The 18,181-nt window shown below is 72.6% G+C and carries 18 protein-coding genes and 1 pseudogene; 13 read left to right on the forward strand and 6 right to left on the reverse strand.

Annotation, left to right across the window (positions count from 1 at the left end; all coding sequences use genetic code 11):
* The first annotated feature begins 2 nt into the window (after positions 1-2).
* The 8 genes from FCN18_RS31605 (at position 3) to FCN18_RS31640 (ending at position 7,657) form a co-directional block, all read left to right on the forward strand.
* Entirely contained in the window at positions 3-968 is a 966-nt protein-coding gene (locus FCN18_RS31605) for a bifunctional riboflavin kinase/FAD synthetase (protein ID WP_112268264.1), read from the forward strand.
* 132 nt (positions 969-1,100) lie between these two features.
* Entirely contained in the window at positions 1,101-1,580 is a 480-nt protein-coding gene (locus tag FCN18_RS31610) for a helix-turn-helix domain-containing protein (RefSeq protein ID WP_112267239.1), read from the forward strand.
* Positions 1,577-2,131, forward strand: coding sequence for a 2'-5' RNA ligase family protein (locus tag FCN18_RS31615; RefSeq protein WP_112267237.1), 555 nt, complete (start codon positions 1,577-1,579; stop codon positions 2,129-2,131). Before FCN18_RS31610 ends, FCN18_RS31615 begins: the two co-directional genes overlap by 4 nt.
* Positions 2,132-2,215: 84 nt before the next feature.
* Positions 2,216-2,485 (forward strand): 30S ribosomal protein S15, encoded by a 270-nt coding sequence (gene rpsO / locus FCN18_RS31620; RefSeq protein WP_110338799.1) that lies wholly within the window; start codon positions 2,216-2,218, stop codon positions 2,483-2,485.
* 229 nt (positions 2,486-2,714) lie between these two features.
* Positions 2,715-4,982, forward strand: a complete 2,268-nt coding sequence (locus tag FCN18_RS31625; protein WP_112267236.1) for a polyribonucleotide nucleotidyltransferase — start codon at positions 2,715-2,717, stop codon at positions 4,980-4,982.
* Positions 4,983-5,074: 92 nt separating this feature from the next.
* Positions 5,075-6,448 carry a M16 family metallopeptidase gene (locus tag FCN18_RS31630; RefSeq protein ID WP_137096797.1) on the forward strand — a complete coding sequence of 458 codons (1,374 nt, stop codon included), beginning with the start codon at positions 5,075-5,077 and terminating at the stop codon, positions 6,446-6,448.
* On the forward strand, positions 6,445-7,200 hold the full coding sequence (gene dapB, locus FCN18_RS31635) for a 4-hydroxy-tetrahydrodipicolinate reductase (RefSeq protein WP_113643946.1): 756 nt from the start codon (positions 6,445-6,447) through the stop codon (positions 7,198-7,200). Before FCN18_RS31630 ends, dapB begins: the two co-directional genes overlap by 4 nt.
* A 7-nt stretch (positions 7,201-7,207) precedes the next feature.
* Positions 7,208-7,657 carry a tetratricopeptide repeat protein gene (locus FCN18_RS31640; RefSeq protein ID WP_137096798.1) on the forward strand — a complete coding sequence of 150 codons (450 nt, stop codon included), beginning with the start codon at positions 7,208-7,210 and terminating at the stop codon, positions 7,655-7,657.
* Positions 7,658-7,764: 107 nt separating this feature from the next.
* Here FCN18_RS31640 and FCN18_RS31645 read toward each other — a convergent pair whose 3' ends face one another.
* A complete protein-coding gene (locus FCN18_RS31645) occupies positions 7,765-8,280 on the reverse strand; it encodes a hypothetical protein (protein ID WP_112268262.1) in 516 nt (171 codons plus the stop codon).
* A gap of 218 nt (positions 8,281-8,498) precedes the next feature.
* Here FCN18_RS31645 and FCN18_RS31650 point away from each other — a divergent pair.
* Positions 8,499-8,885 (forward strand): annotated as a pseudogene (locus FCN18_RS31650) (GtrA family protein); the annotation flags it as partial.
* A gap of 27 nt (positions 8,886-8,912) precedes the next feature.
* On the opposite strand, the gene FCN18_RS31655 reads toward FCN18_RS31650, so the two are convergent.
* Complete coding sequence (locus FCN18_RS31655; protein WP_112267232.1) at positions 8,913-9,473, reverse strand: GNAT family N-acetyltransferase; 561 nt, start codon at positions 9,471-9,473, stop codon at positions 8,913-8,915.
* A 68-nt stretch (positions 9,474-9,541) separates the two neighbouring features.
* Between FCN18_RS31655 and FCN18_RS31660 the strand changes: the two genes are divergently transcribed.
* Positions 9,542-10,744, forward strand: coding sequence for a winged helix-turn-helix domain-containing protein (locus FCN18_RS31660; RefSeq protein WP_407675804.1), 1,203 nt, complete (start codon positions 9,542-9,544; stop codon positions 10,742-10,744).
* On the opposite strand, the gene FCN18_RS31665 is transcribed toward FCN18_RS31660, so the two are convergent.
* On the reverse strand, positions 10,734-12,116 hold the full coding sequence (locus FCN18_RS31665; RefSeq protein ID WP_137096800.1) for an MFS transporter: 1,383 nt from the start codon (positions 12,114-12,116) through the stop codon (positions 10,734-10,736). The two genes, FCN18_RS31660 and FCN18_RS31665, sit on opposite strands and share 11 nt — an antisense overlap.
* 48 nt (positions 12,117-12,164) lie before the next feature.
* Positions 12,165-14,975 carry a helix-turn-helix transcriptional regulator gene (locus tag FCN18_RS31670; protein WP_158303201.1) on the reverse strand — a complete coding sequence of 937 codons (2,811 nt, stop codon included), beginning with the start codon at positions 14,973-14,975 and terminating at the stop codon, positions 12,165-12,167.
* A 151-nt stretch (positions 14,976-15,126) separates the two neighbouring features.
* Between FCN18_RS31670 and FCN18_RS39280 the strand changes: the two genes are divergently transcribed.
* Positions 15,127-15,363, forward strand: a complete 237-nt coding sequence (locus FCN18_RS39280) for a hypothetical protein (RefSeq protein WP_158303202.1) — start codon at positions 15,127-15,129, stop codon at positions 15,361-15,363.
* Positions 15,364-15,434: 71 nt separating this feature from the next.
* On the opposite strand, the gene FCN18_RS31675 is transcribed toward FCN18_RS39280, so the two are convergent.
* Complete coding sequence (locus FCN18_RS31675) at positions 15,435-16,355, reverse strand: DUF4097 family beta strand repeat-containing protein (RefSeq protein WP_112267226.1); 921 nt, start codon at positions 16,353-16,355, stop codon at positions 15,435-15,437.
* Between the two features lie 2 nt (positions 16,356-16,357).
* Complete coding sequence (locus FCN18_RS31680) at positions 16,358-16,885, reverse strand: toxin-antitoxin system HicB family antitoxin (protein WP_112267224.1); 528 nt, start codon at positions 16,883-16,885, stop codon at positions 16,358-16,360.
* Between the two features lie 124 nt (positions 16,886-17,009).
* Here FCN18_RS31680 and thyX point away from each other — a divergent pair, with 124 nt between their 5' ends.
* Complete coding sequence (thyX, locus tag FCN18_RS31685) at positions 17,010-17,762, forward strand: FAD-dependent thymidylate synthase (protein ID WP_137096802.1); 753 nt, start codon at positions 17,010-17,012, stop codon at positions 17,760-17,762.
* A 3-nt stretch (positions 17,763-17,765) separates the two neighbouring features.
* A complete protein-coding gene (locus FCN18_RS31690; RefSeq protein ID WP_137096803.1) occupies positions 17,766-18,161 on the forward strand; it encodes an ACT domain-containing protein in 396 nt (131 codons plus the stop codon).
* The last annotated feature ends 20 nt before the right edge of the window (positions 18,162-18,181 follow it).

Raw genomic sequence — 18,181 nt, forward strand, 5'->3', positions numbered from 1 at the left:
CCGTGCAGCGTTGGCGGGGTTTGACGGACTTGCCCGGTGGCTGGGGTCGGTGCGTCGTCACGATCGGGGTCTTCGACGGGGTGCACCGGGGGCACCAGGCATTGATCAGCAGGACCGTGGAGGCGGCCCGGCAGCGGGACGTGCCGAGCGTGGTGCTGACGTTCGACCCGCATCCGTCCGAGGTGCTGCGCCCCGGCAGCCACCCGGCGCAGCTGACCACGTTGCGGCGCAAGGCCGAGCTGGTCGAGGAGCTGGGCGTCGACGTCTTCGCCGTGCTGCCGTTCACGCCGGAGCTGTCGCGGCTGACCGCCGACGAGTTCGTGCACGAGATCCTCGTCGACAAGCTGCACGCCGCCGCGGTGATCGTGGGCGAGAACTTCACGTTCGGGCACAAGGCCGCCGGCAACGTCGAGACCCTGCGCACGCTCGGCAGGCGGTTCGGCTTCGTGGCGCACGGCGCGCAGCTGCAGGGTCGGACGCTGCCCGGTGACGCGCAGGACGACGGCGAGATCACGTTCTCCTCCACCTACGTGCGCTCGTGCATCGACGCCGGTGACGTCGCCGCCGCGGCCGAGGCGCTCGGCAGGCCGCACCGGCTCGAGGGCATCGTCGTTCGCGGCGACGGGCGGGGGCACGACCTGGGCTATCCCACGGCGAACCTGTCGGCCCCACGCTTCGCCGCGATCCCCGCCGACGGGGTGTACGCGTGCTGGTTCATCCGCTCCACCAAGCCGGACGAGAGGCTGCCCGGTGCCGTGTCGGTGGGCACGAACCCGACGTTCTCGGGACGGGAGCGCACCGTCGAGGCGTTCGTGCTCGACGTCGACGAGGACTTCTACGGCCAGCACGTGGCGCTCGACTTCGTCGCCCGCCTGCGCGGGCAGGTCAGGTTCGACAGCGTCGAGGGGCTCGTCGCGCAGATCGGCGACGACGTGGCCCGCACGCGGGAGCTGCTCGGTATCGCCTGAGCCGCTCCCCGGCCGGGTGCAAATGCGAACGGCTGGTCCATTCCGGCCCGGCCGCCGGACCCGACCTGGCAAGATGCTTTCACGAACCGCCGACGAGGTCTGCACAGAAGTGCCGAGGGGAGCAGGCTGACAGTGGAGGACCACAGGATCGTCCAGCGCAACATCGCGTTGCAGCGTGAGTGGTACGGGGAACCACTCGGTGACCGGGTGCGCAGGCTGGTGGTCGCCTTCGACGTGTCGCAGGCCTATCTCGCGGAGGTGCTGGGCATCAGCGCGCCCATGCTGAGCCAGGTGATGAGCGGTCGCCGCGCCAAGATCGGCAACCCCGTGGTGCTGTCCCGCCTCATCATGCTCGAGCGCAAGGTGCTGACCCCCGAGGTCGCGGCGGGCAGCAAGGAGGCCATCCGGGCCGCGCTCGAGGACGTCAAGACCGCACGGCCCACCGTGAGCAGGGACAACTTCCCCGTGGGGGCGGTTCCCGACGACCAGACCGTGCTCGCCGCACTGCGCGAGGTCGCGGAGGACGAGAGCCTCCTCGACGCCGCCGAGTTGCTGGACGCCGACTTCCCCGCCATCGCCGACCTGCTGCGCAGGGCGGGCAAGTCGGGGTGAGCGAGCCCGGCGTCGCGCGCCTGTTCAGCGCGCTGGTGCCGCCGCAGGAGGTGCTGGCCTCGCTGCGGGCGGAGCTGGCCCGGCACCCGAAGGGGCCCGGTTCGCGGAGACTGCGCTGGGCGGCGCCGGAGAGCTGGCACGTCACGCTCGGCTTCTACGGCCTCGACGACATCGCGGCCAGGACGGACTGGCTTCGGCGGCGGCTGGCCGGCCGCTCGGCCCCGGTCCTCCGGCTGGAAGCCGGGGGCACGTTCCGCGGGGTACTCTGGACAGGGGTACGGGGGAGCGGCCTCGGCGAGCTGGCCGAGGCGGTCAGGCCCGGCGAGAGCGTTCCAGCCGAACAGGCCTTCCACGGTCACCTCACGCTGGCGAGGGGGCACGCACCGGCGGTGCTGGTGGCGTGGGCGCGGCTGCTCGCGGAGTACCGGAGTCCGGAGTGGATCGCGGACGAAGCCGTGCTCATGCGCAGCGACCCGGGCGAACGGGGGCCCGCCTACACCACGGTCGTGCGGTTCCCGCTCGGCCGACCGGTCGACGGGGAGCCCTCCTGATACCCTCGATAGTTGAGTCCGGCTGCGGTCCGTGGCGGCCGAGACTGTCCTTACCTACACGGCACATAACCAAGGAGTATGCGAGTGGCTCTGTCCACCGAGGAGAAGAAGCAGATCCTGTCCGAGTACGGCGTGCACGACTCCGACACCGGATCGCCCGAGGCGCAGGTGGCCCTGCTCACCAAGCGGATCATCGGCCTCACCGAGCACCTCAAGGTGCACAAGCACGACCACCACTCCCGTCGCGGCCTGTTGCTGCTGGTCGGCCGTCGTCGCCGGCTGCTGAACTACGTGATGAAGGTGGACGTCGAGCGGTACCGGTCGCTGATCCAGCGACTCGGCCTCCGCCGCTGACGAGCTCCGAGGGGGAGTGACCCGCCGGGTCGCTCCCCCTCGGTACAAGAAGCAAGAGAAGTACAGGACGGACGCAGCGCGCGCGAGGACGCCACAGCCGGTCCTCGGTAGTGGCTCCCGGGACATCCCCGAGGGCTTCGATCGATGACCGGCCTCGTACCTCGAGCGTCGCCCCCGACGGGTGGGGGCTGTACGCCGTCCGAGAGGTAATACGAGGAGTAATTCACCCATGACAGAAGCAAGCGGCATCACCGTGCACGAATCGGAAGCCGTGATCGACAACGGCCGGTTCGGCAAGCGCACGGTCCGCTTCGAGACGGGCAGGCTGGCCAAGCAGGCCGCCGGCTCGGTCGTCGCCTACCTGGACGACGAGACCATGCTGCTCTCGGCCACCACGGCCTCGAAGCAGCCGAAGGAGCACTTCGACTTCTTCCCGCTGACCGTGGACGTCGAGGAGCGCATGTACGCCGCGGGCCGTATCCCCGGCGCGTTCTTCCGCAGGGAGGGCCGCCCCTCCACCGACGCGGTCCTGACCTGCCGCCTGATCGACCGGCCGCTGCGCCCGTCGTTCGCGGACGGACTGCGCAACGAGATCCAGATCGTCATCACGGTGCAGAGCCTGCACCCCGAGGACCCCTACGACGTGCTCGCGATCAACGCCGCGTCCGCGTCGACCCAGATCGGCGGCCTGCCGTTCTCGGGTCCGATCGGCGGCGTGCGCGTCGCGCTGATCGAGGGCCAGTGGGTCGCGTTCCCGACCTGGGCTCAGCTCGAGAAGGCCACCTTCAACATGGTTGTCGCCGGCCGGATCGTGGGTGACGACGTGGCCATCATGATGGTCGAGGCCGAGGGCACCGAGAACACGCTCGACCTGATCGGCGAGGGCGCCACCGCGCCGACCGAGCAGGTCGTGGGCGAGGGCCTGGCCGCGGCCAAGCCGTTCATCCGCGTGCTGTGCGAGGCGCAGCAGCGGCTCGCCGAGGCGGCCGCCAAGCCGACCGGCGACTTCCCGCTGTTCCCCGCCTACCAGCAGGACGCCTACGACGCCGTCGCCGCCGTGGCGACCGAGGACCTCACCAAGGCGCTGGCCATCGCGGGCAAGCAGGACCGCGACAACGCCACCGACGAGGTCAAGGCCGCCGTGCTGGAGAAGGTCGGCATCGGTGAGGGCGAGGCCTTCGAGGGCCGGGAGAAGGAGGTCGGTGCCGCGTTCCGCGCGCTGACCAAGAAGCTGATCCGCCAGCGCATCCTGCGGGACAAGGTGCGCATCGACGGCCGCGGCATCACCGACATCCGGCAGCTGGCCGCCGAGGTGGCCGTGATCCCGAGGGCGCACGGCTCGGCCCTGTTCGAGCGCGGCGAGACCCAGATCCTGGGTGTCACCACGCTGAACATGCTCCGCATGGAGCAGCAGCTCGACACGCTGTCGCCGGAGACGACCAAGCGCTACCTGCACCACTACAACTTCCCGCCGTTCTCCACGGGCGAGACGGGCCGTGTCGGCACGCCGAAGCGGCGCGAGATCGGCCACGGCATGCTCGCCGAGCGGGCGCTCGTGCCGGTGCTGCCGAAGCGGGACGAGTTCCCCTACGCCATCCGGCAGGTGTCGGAGGCGCTGGGCTCGAACGGCTCCACGTCGATGGGCTCGGTCTGCGCGTCCACGATGAGCCTGTTCAACGCCGGTGTGCCGCTCAAGGCGCCGGTCGCGGGCATCGCGATGGGCCTGGTGTCCGACGAGGTGGACGGCGAGACGCGGTACGTCGCGCTGACCGACATCCTCGGCGCCGAGGACGCCTTCGGTGACATGGACTTCAAGGTCGCGGGCACCAAGGACTTCATCACGGCCCTGCAGCTCGACACCAAGCTCGACGGCATCCCGTCCGACGTGCTGGCCGGTGCCCTCAACCAGGCCAAGGACGCGCGGCTGACGATCCTCGAGGTGATGGCCGAGGCGATCGCCGAGCCGGACGAGATGAGCCCGTACGCGCCGCGCGTGACCAGCGTGAAGATCCCGGTCGACAAGATCGGCGAGGTCATCGGCCCGAAGGGCAAGATGATCAACTCGATCACCGAGGAGACCGGCGCCGACATCTCCATCGAGGACGACGGCACGATCTACGTCGGCGCCGCCGACGGCCCGTCCGCGACCGCCGCGATCGACAAGATCAACGCGATCGCCAACCCGCAGCTGCCGAAGGTCGGCGAGCGCTTCCTCGGCACGGTCGTCAAGACGGCCGCGTTCGGCGCGTTCGTCTCCCTGCTGCCGGGCAAGGACGGCCTCGTGCACATCTCCAAGCTGGGCAACGGCAAGCGGATCGCCAAGGTCGAGGACGTCGTGAACGTCGGCGACAAGCTCCGCGTGGAGATCGCCGACATCGACAACCGCGGCAAGATCAGCCTCGTCCTCGTCAACGACGAGGAGGAGCAGGCCGAGGGCGGCAAGCCGGCCGAGGCCGAGCAGGCCGAGGAGAAGGCCGAGGACACCGCCGCCAAGTAAGGCCCACGCGGTAGCCGAACAACTGTGACGAACGGCCCGTTTCCCGGTTGAGCACGGGAAGCGGGCCGTTCCTCGACGCGAGCAAAGGTTCCATGGCACGAAGGATTCCCGGGCACGAGCAGCCCGTGGGCAGTACCCGCACCCTCGAGTCCGTTTCGGACGGTGCGGGCGGTTCGCTGGTGAGGCGAACCGTGCTGCCGGGAGGGCTGCGGGTGGTCACCGAGAGCGTTCCGGGTGTGCGCTCGGCGACCGTCGGACTGTGGGTCGGCATCGGCTCGCGCGACGAGCAGCCCAGCGTCGCCGGTGCCGCGCACTACCTGGAACACCTGCTGTTCAAGGGAACCGGCTCCAGGGACGCGACTCAGATCGCCGAGGAGATCGACGCGGTGGGCGGCGAGTTCAACGCCTTCACCGCGAAGGAGCACACCTGCTACTACGCGCAGGTGCTCGACGAGGACCTGCCGCTGGCCGTCGACCTGGTGACCGACGTCGTGTTCGACGCGCGCTGCGCGGACTCCGATGTGGACACCGAGCGGAGCGTGGTGCTCGAGGAGATCGCCATGCGCGACGACGACCCCGAGGACCTGCTGCACGACACATTCGTGGAGGCGATCCTCGACGGGCACGCGCTGGGCCGCTCCGTGCTCGGCACCGAGGCGTCGATCACCGGCATGTCGCCCGCCGCGCTGCGCGGCTTCTACAAGCGCCGCTACCGGCTGCCGAAGATGGTGCTCGCCGTGGCGGGCAACGTCGAGCACGGCCGGGTGCTCCGCCTGGTACGCAAGGCGTTGCGCGACCGGCTGTCCGGTTCGGGCACCCCGGTGGCGCCGCGCCAGGGCAGAGCGCGCGTGCGCACGCCGCGCAAGCTCGTGCTGCGTTCCGACGACACCGAGCAGGCCCACGTCATGCTCGGCCTGCCCGCGCTGAGCAGGCACGACGAACGCCGCTTCACGCTCTCGGTGCTCAACGCCGCGCTGGGTGGCGGCATGAGTTCGCGGCTGTTCCAGGAGATCAGGGAACGGCGTGGGCTGGCCTACCAGGTCTACTCGTCGGTGGCCAGCTACGCCGACACCGGCCACCTCGCCGTCTATGCCGGTTGCCAGCCGGAGCGGCTGGGCGAGGTGACCGCAGTGACCCGCCAGGTGCTCGCCGAGGTCGCGGAGGATGGGCTGACCGAGGCCGAGGTGGCTCGCGCGAAGGGCCAGCTGCGCGGCGGTCTCGTGCTCGGCATGGAGGACACGGCGTCCCGGATGACGAGGCTCGGCAAGAACGAGCTCAACTACGGCCACTACCTGAGCGTGACCGACACGGTGGCGCGCATCGACGCGGTGACCGCCGAGGACGTCGCCGCGCTCGCCCGTGCGCTGCTGCGCAGGCCCGGTGGTGGCCCGACGACCGCCGTCGTGGTCGGACCGTACGCTCACGACGACGACCTGCCGAAGGAACTGCACGAGGTGATCGCATGAGTGAGGAACTGATCCGGGTCGGCGTGCTGGGCGCCAGGGGCCGCATGGGCGCGCAGGCCGTCAACGCGGTCGAAGGGGCGGCCGACCTCGAGCTGGTCGCCGCCGTCGACGCCGGGGACGACCTCGCAGCGCTCGTGGACGCCAAGGCCCAGGTGGTCGTGGACTTCACCCACCCGGACGCGGTGATGGACAACCTGCGCTTCGCGATCGACTCGGACATCCACGCGGTCGTCGGCACCACCGGCTTCGACCACGAGCGGCTGGAGACCGTCACCGGCTGGCTCGGCGCCAAGCCCGACCTCGGCGTGCTGATCGCGCCGAACTTCGCCCTCGGCGCGGTGCTGGCGATGCGGTTCGCCCAGCAGGCCGCCCGTTTCTACGCCTCCGCCGAGGTCATCGAGCTGCACCACAACCGCAAGGCCGACGCCCCGTCCGGCACGGCCGCGCACACGGCGCAGCTGATCTCGCAGGCCCGCGCCGACGCCGGGCTCGCACCGGGCAGCGACGCCACCACGTCGGAGCGGCCCGGCGCGCGCGGCGCGAACGTCGACGACGTCCGCGTGCACTCCGTGCGCCTGCCCGGGCTCGTCGCACACGAGGAGATCCTGTTCGGCGCCGAGGGGGAGACACTCACGATCCGGCACGACTCGATGGACCGCGTGTCGTTCATGCCCGGCGTGCTGCTCGGTGTGCGCGCGGTCCGTTCCCGGCCGGGGCTGACCGTCGGCCTCGAGCACGTGCTGGACCTGTGAGCGCACGGTGAGGGCTCGCAATGTGGCCATCGCGCTCACCGTCGCGGTGGCCGTGTACCTCGTGCTGCTCGCAGGCCGCGCGGTCGCGTTGCTGCGCACGGGGGAGACGGTGCCGGTGCTGCTCGGCGTGGCGGTGCTCGTTCTGCCGCTGCTGGGCGTGTGGATGCTGGTCACCACCTGGCGGTCGGGCAACCAGGTGCAGCGGCTCGCGCGCAGGCTCGACGCCGAGGGTGGCCTTCCCGACGTGTCGGATCTGCCGAGGAGGCCGTCCGGCCGGGTCGACCGTCAGGCGGCCGACGCCTGGTTCGACGAACGGCGGGCCGAGGTGGAGGCCGAGCCGGAGGACTGGCGGCGCTGGTACCGGCTGGCCCACGCCTACGACATCGCCGGCGACCGCCGCCGCGCCCGCGCGACGATGCGCAAGGCGATCGAGCTCGAGGCCGCCGACCGGGCCTAGCGAGGGGTCAGACGTGGGCCTCGCGCCACGGCAGCCATGCCTGCAGTGAAGGCCACCATGCCTGCGTTCAACGCAGTGATGGTGGCCTTCACTGCGGTTGGAACGGGTCAGATGAGGTTGGCGAACAGCGCGGGTGACGCGGCGAGCACGCTGAACCGGACGAACCGGCCGAGCAGCCCGGCGCCCACGAATGTCGCCATCCGCATCCGCACGAGGCCGGCCAGCACACTCGTCGCCATGAACGGCGGGAGACCGATGATCGCGCTGATGCCGTAGGTGCCGTTCATCCAGTGCGGATGGCGGTGGCAGCGCTCGCGCAGCGCCTCCAGCCACGCCCGCAGCCGCTTGGTCCGCAGGTGCCAGCGGTACCGGCGGGCCGATGGTGGGCGCTCGCGGTGGAGCCTGCGGTGCAGCATGTCCGGGAGGCGGATGGAGCCGCGCGCGGCGAGGAAGTACAGCAGCTTCCCCGCGATCTGGCCGATCGCCACAGCGGCGCCGACGGCTAGCCACGGGATGCCGTTCTCACTGGTCATGAGCCCGATGACGAACACCTCGATGCTGATGACCGGGACCACGGCGGAGCCGAAAGCGACTCCGAGCGTGAGAGCCAGCCAGGCAAGCACCAAGAGCCTCCAGGAAAAGTGATCGGTTCACGGTAGCGCGAACGTGTGTCGCCCGAGTGAGTTTTGCTTGATCTTCAAGGAGTGCGTGCCCCGGACGCTCACTTGATCGTCAGTGTCCGGAAACCTTGGGCTGGCAACCTAGCGCAGTGGCCACGTCCGCCCCTCGGCACCCCTCCGCCTCCCGGATCGCGCACCGCTTCGCCGTCTTCTGCTCGGCGGTGACGTCCCGGTTGCCCTTCGGTCTCTCCCGGATCGTCCCGCCGACGTTCCTCGGCTTCGCGCTCATCAACAGCGGCACGTTCGGGGTGGACCTGCTCCTGCTCACGCTCCTGCACGGCGGGCTGGAGCTGCCCATCGCCATTTCGGTGAGCGTGGCCTACGCGATCGCGTTCGGGCTGGCGTTCGTGCTCAACCGTACCTTCAACTTCCGCTCGCACGCCCCTGTCGGGCGGCAGGCTGTGCTGTACGCCATCGCGGTGGTGGTCAACTATGTCGCGTTCATCCTCGGCGTGGGCGCGGGGCTCACGGCGCTCGGTCTCGACTACCACCTCGCGCGGCTGCTCGCTGGCGGCTGTGAGGGCGTGTTCATGTACAGCGTGATGCGCTGGGTTGTCTTCCGCGAGCCTCGCGGCTCAGTCGCGGAGCCGAAGGTCGAGCGAACCGGTGAGGCGCAGCTCGCGCACGGTGCGCTCGCCGGTGTCGAGGGTGCGGACGGTGCCGTCGGGATGCCAGCCCACGCCCCGGAAGAACGCCAGTGACGCCGGGTCGGACTGCGCGGCCCAGGTGACGCCGCGCTCGGCTCCGCGCTCGCGCAACCCGGCCGCCGCGGCCGCCAGCAGGCGACCGCCGTGGCCCCGGCGGCCCCAGCGCGGCTCGACGAGCACGGTGGCGATCAGCCCGGTGCGGGCGGCGTCGGCCGGCAGCGTGCCGTCGGCGGCGGCGATCTCCTCCTCGGGTGCCCGGCCGGCGGCGCAGAAGCCGACCGCGAACTCGCCCTCGAGCGCGAGGTAGACGTCGCTGCCGGGGTGCTCGATCGCCTCCAGCCAGTGCTGGGTCAGCTCGTCCGCGTCGAGCATGTCGAGCGCGGCGGGGCCGAGGAGCTCCGCGTACGCCGCGTGCCACGTGACCCGCTGGATGCGGGCGATCTCGGCGGCGTCGGCGATGGTGGCGAGGTGGACCGCGGCGGTGCTCATACCCGCACGCTAGCGGCTCGCGCGGAAAGTGTCGGAGGGTCCTGGCAGCATGGCTGACCGTGAGAACAATGAGCTTGCCCGTGGCACGGCGCACCGCGCTGGCCGCGCAGGGATTCGCGGACCCGCGCCCGCCGGGGCCGCCCACGAGGCGACATCTGGCGCGGGTGCTGTCGCGAGTGCAGCTCATTCAGCTCGACTCGGTGAACGTCGCGGTCAGGGCCCACTACGCGCCGTTGTTCGCGCGGCTCGGCGCGTACGACCCGGCGCTGATCGACGACGCGGCGTGGTCCCACAGCGCGCGCAAGCCGAGGCTGCTCGTGGAGTACTGGGCCCACGAGGCGAGCCTGGTGCCGGTGGGGGACTGGCCGCTGTTGCACTCCGGCGCGAAGCGGCAGGGCTGGTGGCGCAACTACGGCAGGCTCGCCGAGCGGTCGCCGTCGCTGGTCGACGACGTGCTGGCCGTGGTCAAGGAGCTGGGCCCGGTGGGCGCGGGCGCGATCGAGAAGGAGATCGTCGGCGAGTCGGGCCGGACGCCGGGCGCGTGGTGGGACCGCTCGGAGGTGAAGAAGATCTGCGAGTGGCTCTTCGGGATGGGCCAGCTCACCACCGGCACGCGACGCGGCTTCGAACGGCTCTACGACCTCACCGAGCGGGTGGTGCCGCCGGACGTGCTGGCGCACCGGGTCGACGCGGCGGAGGGCGCGCGGCAGCTCGTCGAGCGGTCGGCACGGGCACTGGGCGTGGCGACCGAGACCGATCTGCGGGACTACTACCGGCTCGGGCCCGAGGTGACCAGGCGGGCCGTGGCGGAGCTCGTCGAGGAAGGCACGCTGGAGCCGGTGCGCGTGCAGTCGTGGCGGCAGCAGGCATACCGGCACGCCGCCGCGAAGGCGCCGAGGGCGATCACCGGGCGGGCGCTGCTGTGCCCGTTCGACCCGCTGATCTGGGAACGGGCGCGCACCGAGCGGCTGTTCGGCTTCCGGTACCGCATCGAGATCTACGTGCCCGAGCCCCAGCGGGTCCACGGCTACTACGTGTTCCCGTTCCTGCTCGACGGCGAGCTCGTCGCACGCGTGGACCTCAAGGCCGACCGGGCGGCCGGCGTGCTGCGCGTGCCGGGCGCGTTCGCCGAGCCGAGCGCCGACCACGCGCGGGTCGCCGCTGAGCTGGCCGCCGAGCTCTCGCTGATGGCCGGCTGGCTTGGGCTCGGCGGCGTCGAGGTGGGGGAGCGGGGTGATCTCGCGACGACACTGGGGAGGCTCACGCGCTGACGACACGCCGGTCACGCTGCCGGAGTGACCACGCGGTGGCGGTGGTGGCGACGACGGCCCCGGCCGCGACGACGGTCATGCCCGCGGTGAAGCCGCCCGCCGCGCCGGGCACGCTCGTCCACAGCATGGCGCCGAGCGCGGGACCGAGGGCGAAGCCGAGCGTCCGCAGCAGCGCGCTGATGCCGCTGGAGGTGCCCATCAGCTCGGGTGGGGTGTGGGCCAGCACCGTGGCCGCGTTGGGGCCGGCGAACAGCCCGTTGCCGACTCCGACCAGCGCCAGCCGCAACGCCAGGTCGAGGCCGCTCGTGTCGCCGTCGGTGAACAGCAGGCTGACGGTGCCCGCCAGCACCACGACCGTGCCTGCGAAGGCCACGGGCCGGTTGCCGACGCGGTCGGCCAGCACCCCGGCGATGGGTGAGGACACGGCCATGCCCGCGGAGAGGGCGAGCAACACCACACCGATCCGCGCTGGCGAGGCGTGCCGCACCTCGGTGAGGAAGTAGGGCACGAGGAAGTTCAGCGCGCCCACGCCCGTGAGAATCAGCGGCAGGGCGAGGAACGGCAGCCGCAGCGTGCGCCGGGTCAGCAGCCCGCGGACCGGCCGGGACTCCGGCAGCCGGGTGTACGCGGCGAGCGCCACGACCGTGACAGCGCCGAGCAGCGCGGGAAGCGCGGCACCCGCCGAGCGTCCGAGCAGGTCGAGCGTCAGGAACAGGGCCGTCCCGGCCAGGCCGAGCACGAACGTTTCGCGAGCGAACCGCAGGTCCGGCCTTGGCAGGCCCTCGCGACCGGGCAGCCGGGAGGGGATGGCCCGCACGCCCGCCCACACGGCGGCCAGCACGATCGGCACGTTGAGCAGGAACACCGAGCGCCAGCCGTAGGCGTCGGCGAGCAGGCCGCCCAGCGCGGGGCCCGCGACGCCGCTGAGCGGGATGAGCGTGAGCACGATGCTCATCGCCCGCGCCCGGTGCTGGGGACGGACCGACGCCGCCACGATCGGCATCGCGACGACGTTGACGAGGCTGCCGAACACGCCCTGCACGGCGCGGCCGAGCAGCAGCACGCCCATCGTCGGGGCCACGGCGATCAGCACGCTCGCGACGCCGAAACCGGAGACCGCCAGCACGAACGCCGGCAGCGGCCCCGCGCGGTCGAGCCAGCGCCCGGCCGGCACGCTCAAGGCGAACAGCGGCAGGGAGTAGGCGAGCAGCACCCACTGGGTGAGCGCCGGTTCGGCGCCGAGGTCGGCACCTAGTGCGGGCAGGGCGACCGCGACCACGGTCATGTCGAGTGCCACGAGCACCACGCCAAGGGAGACGGCGGCGACGGCGCTCCAGCGGGTGCGTGGTTCGGTGGTGGGTGTCTCGGCCATGACCCGAGCGTCGGGCTAAGGTGCCCGCCCGCGCATGAGGCACGAGCCCTATTCCGGCGTGCCGAGCAGACCGTGCCGGTGGGCGGTGGCCGCGGCCTCGACGCGGTTGGCGACGCCGAGCTTGCCGAGGATGTTCGACACGTGCACGCTCGCCGTCTTCGGTGAGATGAACAGCCGCTCGCCGATCTCGCGGTTGCTCAGGCCTTCGGCCACGAGTCGCAGGATGTCCAGCTCGCGCGCGGTCAGGCCGAATCGGGGCTGCTCGCCGGTGCCGTCCTCGCCGGGAAGGCCGATCCGGGCTCGCCTGGCCAGCGCCGTGACAGCGTCGTGTAGCGGCCGGGCGCCGAGGGCCTCGGTCAGCTCTGCGGCTCTGCGCAACGGGACCACCGCCGCGTCGCGCCCGGCGCCCGTGGCCAGCCGAGCCTCGGCCAGACCCAGGAGCGCTGTCGCCAGGTGCAGCGGGTGGCCGAGCGGTTCCCACGCCGCCACCGCGGTCTCCCACAGCGCCTGGTCGGGCTGCTGCTGGGCCCGCGCCGCCTCGGCCTCGAACGTGCGCGCCTCCGCCGCCTGGACCGGTCCGGCGATCCGGGTGCCGGCCGCCTGGCCGATCAGCGTCCCGAGGAGCGCGAGGTCTCCGGCCGCGCCCGCCACGCGCGCGCCGACCACCAGCAGCGGCCACGTGAAGCGGGACGAGACCGCGAGATGGGGGAACTCCAGCGCGGGCGGGACGATCTTCGCCGCCTCGGCGGGCTCACCACGGGCGAGAGCCAGCTCGGCCTCGAGCCGGGGCACGAGCAACAGTGTCGGCGGCGGCGCCGACCCGGTGCTGTGTGCCTTCGCCCGTGCGGCGAGATCGGCCGCGGTGTCGAGCTCGCCGCGGTGCAGCGCGAGGTAGGCCTTGTAGGCCAGCAGGTTCGTGTGGGTGGTGCCCTGCTGGGTGAGCTCCATAGCGTGGTCGAGCGACTCGGCCGCCTCGGCCCAGCGCCCGGCCAGCAGCAGGGTGCCGATCAGGTCGACGGCGTGCTCGGGCCCCGCCGACCGCGCGAGCCCGGCCTGGTGCGCGGCGGCCAGTCCGCGGCGGGCGACCTCCTCGGACTCGGCGAGCCTGCCGTAGGCCTGGAGCAGGTGTGCCTCGAACCGCAGTGACCGCAGCCGGACCCCGTCCGCGCCCGCGCTCTCCGCCAGCGCGCGGGCCTTGGCCAGCAGCGGCAGCTGGCCGTCGAGGTCACCGATCCGGGCGGCGAGCACCGCGAGCGTGATCAGGGCTGAGGCCTCGGTGGCGTCGTCGCCCGCCGCGCTGGCCTCCTCCCGCGCGAGCTCGGCCGCGTGCCGCGCCTCGTCGGGCAGCGGCACCACGAGCAGGTGTTCGGCGAGCGAGTTCAGCAGGGCGCCGCGAGTCGGATGCCCGGCCGGGAGGAGGCGGACCGCGGCGTGGTGGTCGTCGAGCGCGCCGCCCGTGCCGAGCCGTCCGCGCAGCCGGGCGCGCAGGTCGAGCAGCAGGGCCACGCGGGCGGCGTGCGTGCCGCGGTCGAGCTCGGCGAGTGCGGCGGTGGCGAGCCGCTCGCCGCGTTCCGGCTCCCCGGCCAGCGCGGCGGCGTGGGCGGCGTGCTCCAGCACCGCCGCCCGGTCGTGGCCGATGCGCTCGGCGCCGTCCGAGACGTCGGGCCAGAGTTCGAGGACGCGTTCGAGCATGCGGAGCTCCTCCGCGTGGGCCAGCGACCGGCGGGCGGAGCCGGCCGCCTCCCACGCGGCGGCGAGCGCGCCGGGTGCGTCGCCCGCGGCGGAGAGGTGGTGGGCCAGCCGCGAGTGCGCGCCGGGAACGCCGGCCAGCACCGCGGCGTAGCGGGCGTGCAGGGCGACCCGCTCGCCCGGCAGCAGGCTCGCGTGGACGGCGTCGCGGATCAGCGCGTGCCGGAACACGTAGTCGTCGCCGTCGACGAGCAGCGTCCCGGCGTCGACGGCGGCGCGGACAGCGTCGGTGACGTCGCCGTGGTGCACGGCGGCCAGCACGGAGTGCGGCACCCTGGCCCCGCCGACGGCGGCGGCCCGCAGCACCTCCCGCCCCGCCTTCGGCAGTTGCTCGACGCCCGCGAGCAGCAGGTCCTCCAGCGAGGCCGGAACCGTGGTCCCCGGACCGCTGTCGACCAGCGCCTCGACGAAGAGCGGGTTGCCGTCGCTGCGCGCGATGATCCCCCGCAGCGACTCCGGATCGGGCTCGTCGCCGAGGATTCCGCGGACCTGGGCGACGACGGCTGCGTTGGTCAGCCTCCGCAGCTCCAGCCGCTCCACCCACGGCACGCGGCCGAGGCCCGCGAGCAGCGCGCGCACCGGGTGGGCGCGGCCGAGCTCGTCGGAGCGGTGGGTGACGAGCAGGAGCGTCCCGGGGGCGGCTCGCTGGTTGCGCACCAGGAAGTCGATGAGGTCGCGGCTGGAGCGGTCGGCCCAGTGGATGTCCTCGAGGACGAGCACCACGGGCCGCGCTGCCGCGAGCCGGGCCAGAAGCGCGAGCAGCCCCTCGAACAGGCGCAGGCGCGCGTCGTCGCCGGAGCGCGGGGCGGGGGCGAGCAGCAGCGGGGCGAGCGTCTCTCGCTCGGTGCCGGTGAGCTCGCCGGGCAGTCCGCGGAGCGCGGCGACGAACGGGGCGAACGGCAGTCCGTCACCCGAGACGTCGAGGCAGCCGCCGGACAGGACGAGCACGTTCCCTGGGCCGGTGCGGAGGAACTCCTCGACCAGGCGGGACTTGCCGACGCCCGCCTCGCCTCCGATCAGGACCGTGGCCGGGTCGCCCGCCGTCGCGATGGCGAACGCCGCGGCGAGCCGGGCGGATTCCTCGCGGCGGCCCGCGAAGACCGGGCTCACGACCTGACTGCACATGACCACGCCGAGCGTAGCGCCGCCGCGGCGTGGTGACGGCTCCTTTCGCGCCCCGGCTGGATGGGAGCGAGGGAGCTTTACTCCCGTTTTCCGGAAGTGAAGCTCCCTCGCTCCCGCTTTGGGGAACCTGCTGCGGGTGGTCGCGAGCCGGTCGTCTTGCGCCGCCTGGCTCGGCCCGAGCACGCCCGGCGAGGGCCTCCTGGCCGCGATCATGGAGCGCGAGCGCGAGGCGGGCGCGCTCGGCAGGCAGCGCGTCGTCTTGCGGGCGCTGGTGTCCAACCGGTGCCCGCGGGTTCTACCGGTGCGGGCGACGAGCGGAACGGTCACGCGCTCGGGCGCGCCCGGCGCACGCGCCTTCCCGTCCGTCTCGTGAACAGGACCCTCTAACGCTGAGCGGCGGCCCGGCCGTCACGGCCGGGCCGCCGTTTCCTCACCCCCGGCCGGTCAGCTGGCCGCCTTGGTGATCATGGCGTCGCCGGAGCCGGTGCGGGCGCGGATCGTCAGCGGTACCGCGCCCTCCGGCGGCGTGTCCGCCACGTCGAGCTCGCTCGACACCCGGCCCGCGCCCGAGGACAGGTCGATCTCGGCCGCGACCCCGCCGCGGACGCCGATGCGGACGTCGCCCGAGCCCGTGATCGCCTCGATCGAGCCCGCCGCCGCGTCGGCGACGGACAGGTCGCCGCTGCTGGTCCGGATCAGCACCTCGCCGGCCACCTCGCCGAGCCACACGTCGCCCGTCCCGGTGGCCAGCGTCGCGGGACCCGGCAGGGACCTCGCCTCGACGTCACCGCTGCCCGAGCGCAGCTGCAGTCCCGCGGGCAACGGCCCGAGCTTCACCGCGCCGCTGCCCGTGCGCACGGTCGCCGCTCCCTCGGCGCCCTCCAGGTCCACCGCACCCGAGCCGGTGGAGACGTCGACCCGTCCCGCGGTGCCGGTCGCGGTCACGTTCGCGGTACCCGTGCGGACGTTCAGGTGCGAGCCCTCCGGCGCATGCACGGTCACCGCGAGCGGGGTGTTGCGCAGCGGCAGCGGTCTGGGCCCCTTCACCACGAGCCGGTTGCCGGTCTTCTCGATGCGGCTCTGCTCCACCGCGTCGCTCGGCGAGCCGGTGAGGTCGGCGCCGAACGCGCCTCCGAACTGGCCCCCGAAGCGCTCCCCGACCCAGCTCAGCAGGCTCGACACGCCCTCGGTCCACGGCGCCTGCGCGGACGGATCGTGCCGGATCTCGACGAGGACGTCGCCCTCCCCGAGGCGGACGTCCACGCGGCCCACCGTCACGTCGAGGTCCAGCTCCAGCGGGCCCTCGGCGTCGAACGTCTGGCTGCGCACCAGCTCCTCGGGCGCGTCCTGTGGTTGCTCGGTCATGGTCATCCCTCCACCCAGCCGTGGAGGTGGGACCGGCTACCGCCGCCGCGGTGCTTCGGCCCGGTCCACTGCTGGTGCTGGTGGGTGCCCTGCAGGGCACCCTGTACGGCCTGCGAGACGAACGTGTTGAGCGAGACCCCCTGCGCCGCGGCCGCTTGCTCGGCCTGCGACTTGATCTGCTCGAACAGCCGCAGCGTCATGCGGCTGATGTCCCCGGTGTCGGCGGACGGCGGCGTAGGTGGCGCCGGCGGGGGAGGTGGCGTGCCGGGGCCACGGGGCGACTCCGGCGCGGTCCCGGTGACGACCACGCGCACGTCGCGGCCGTCGAGCCGGACCTCCACCACCTGGTCCGGCAGGTTGGCCGTGACCTCGGCGGCGAGGTCGGCCAGTGCGTTCATCAGCGTCAGCCTCGCGGCGGGCTCCAGCGCCGCCGCCAGCACGGCCGCCGCGCGCTGCGTCTGTTCGTCGCCAGCGGAGGCCGCGGTGCTCAGGTCCTCCCGGAGGCGGTCGAGGTACGGCGTCAAATCCATGACACCACTATGACGCCACTTCTGACATCACGCAACTGTCGCCGTGGCGTCTGGTGACGTCAACCGGGATTGTCGGGCGCGGGAGATACGCTGCCCGCAGTCGCAGAGGTGGAGGGAGTCGGACGTGGCCGAGACGGTGTCACCCACGGTGAGGTTGATCGCGAAGACGGAGTTCTTCCCGCCGGAGGACGTGCCGTGGTCGACGGACGCGGACGGCGGGCAGGCGCTCGCCGAATTCGCGGGCAGGGCGTGCTACCAGTCGTGGAAGAAGCCCAACCCGAAGACCGCGACCAACGCCGGGTACATCGACCACATCATCGAGGTCGGTCACCTCTCGGTGCTGGAACACGGTTCGGTGAGCTTCTACATCACCGGGATCTCGCGCTCGCTCACCCACGAGCTGATCCGGCACCGGCACTTCTCGTACTCGCAGCTGTCGCAGCGCTACGTGCCCGAGCGCGACGCGGCCTTCGTGGAGCCCGACGTGATCGCCGAGGACCCGGAGCTGCACGAGAAGTTCGTCGCCGCCGCGCAGGCGAGCGTGGACGCCTACACCGAGCTGCTCGCCGGGCTCGAGCAGAAGTTCGCCGACGCGCCCAGCGCCACGCTGCGCCGCAAGCAGGCGCGCCAGGCCGCCCGCTCGGTGCTGCCCAACGCCACCGAGACGCGCATCGTCGTCACCGGCAACTACCGCGCCTGGCGGCACTTCATCGCCATGCGCGCCACCGAGCACGCCGACGTCGAGATCCGCGCGCTCGCCGTGGAATGCCTGCGGCAGCTGCAGAAGGCGGCGGAAAACGTCTTCGCCGACTTCACGATCTCGACCCTGCCGGACGGCACCGAGGTCGCCTCGAGCCCGAAGGTCCTCGAGGGCTGACGGGTGCGCCGTCTCGTGATCGACGTCCAGCCGGGCGAGTACGCCGTCGCCCGGCTGGACGCGACGGCGGCACTGCCGTCGCAGCTGCTCGACCCCATCGACGGCGAACTGGTCTCGCTCACCCGCACCGCCACCGAGCTGTCGGTGGTGTGCCCGGCCGCGGTCGCGCCCCAGGACGCCGAGGTGGAGGCGGACTGGCGGCTGCTGACCGTGCGCGGGCCGCTCGCGTTCACGCTCACCGGCATCATCGCCGCGCTCTCCAGTGAACTCGCCGCGGCCGGGGTCGCGCTGTTCAGCCTGTCCACCTTCGAAACCGACCACGTGCTCGTCAAGGCGCCGGACCTCGGCCGCGCCGTGATCGCGCTCAAAGCCGCAGGGCACGAGGTTCACGGAGTCTGACACCCCGTGATCGGCCGCCC

The sequence above is a fragment of the Prauserella endophytica genome, from assembly GCF_005146945.1.
GTDB classification, from domain to species: Bacteria; Actinomycetota; Actinomycetes; order Mycobacteriales; family Pseudonocardiaceae; genus Prauserella_A; species Prauserella_A endophytica.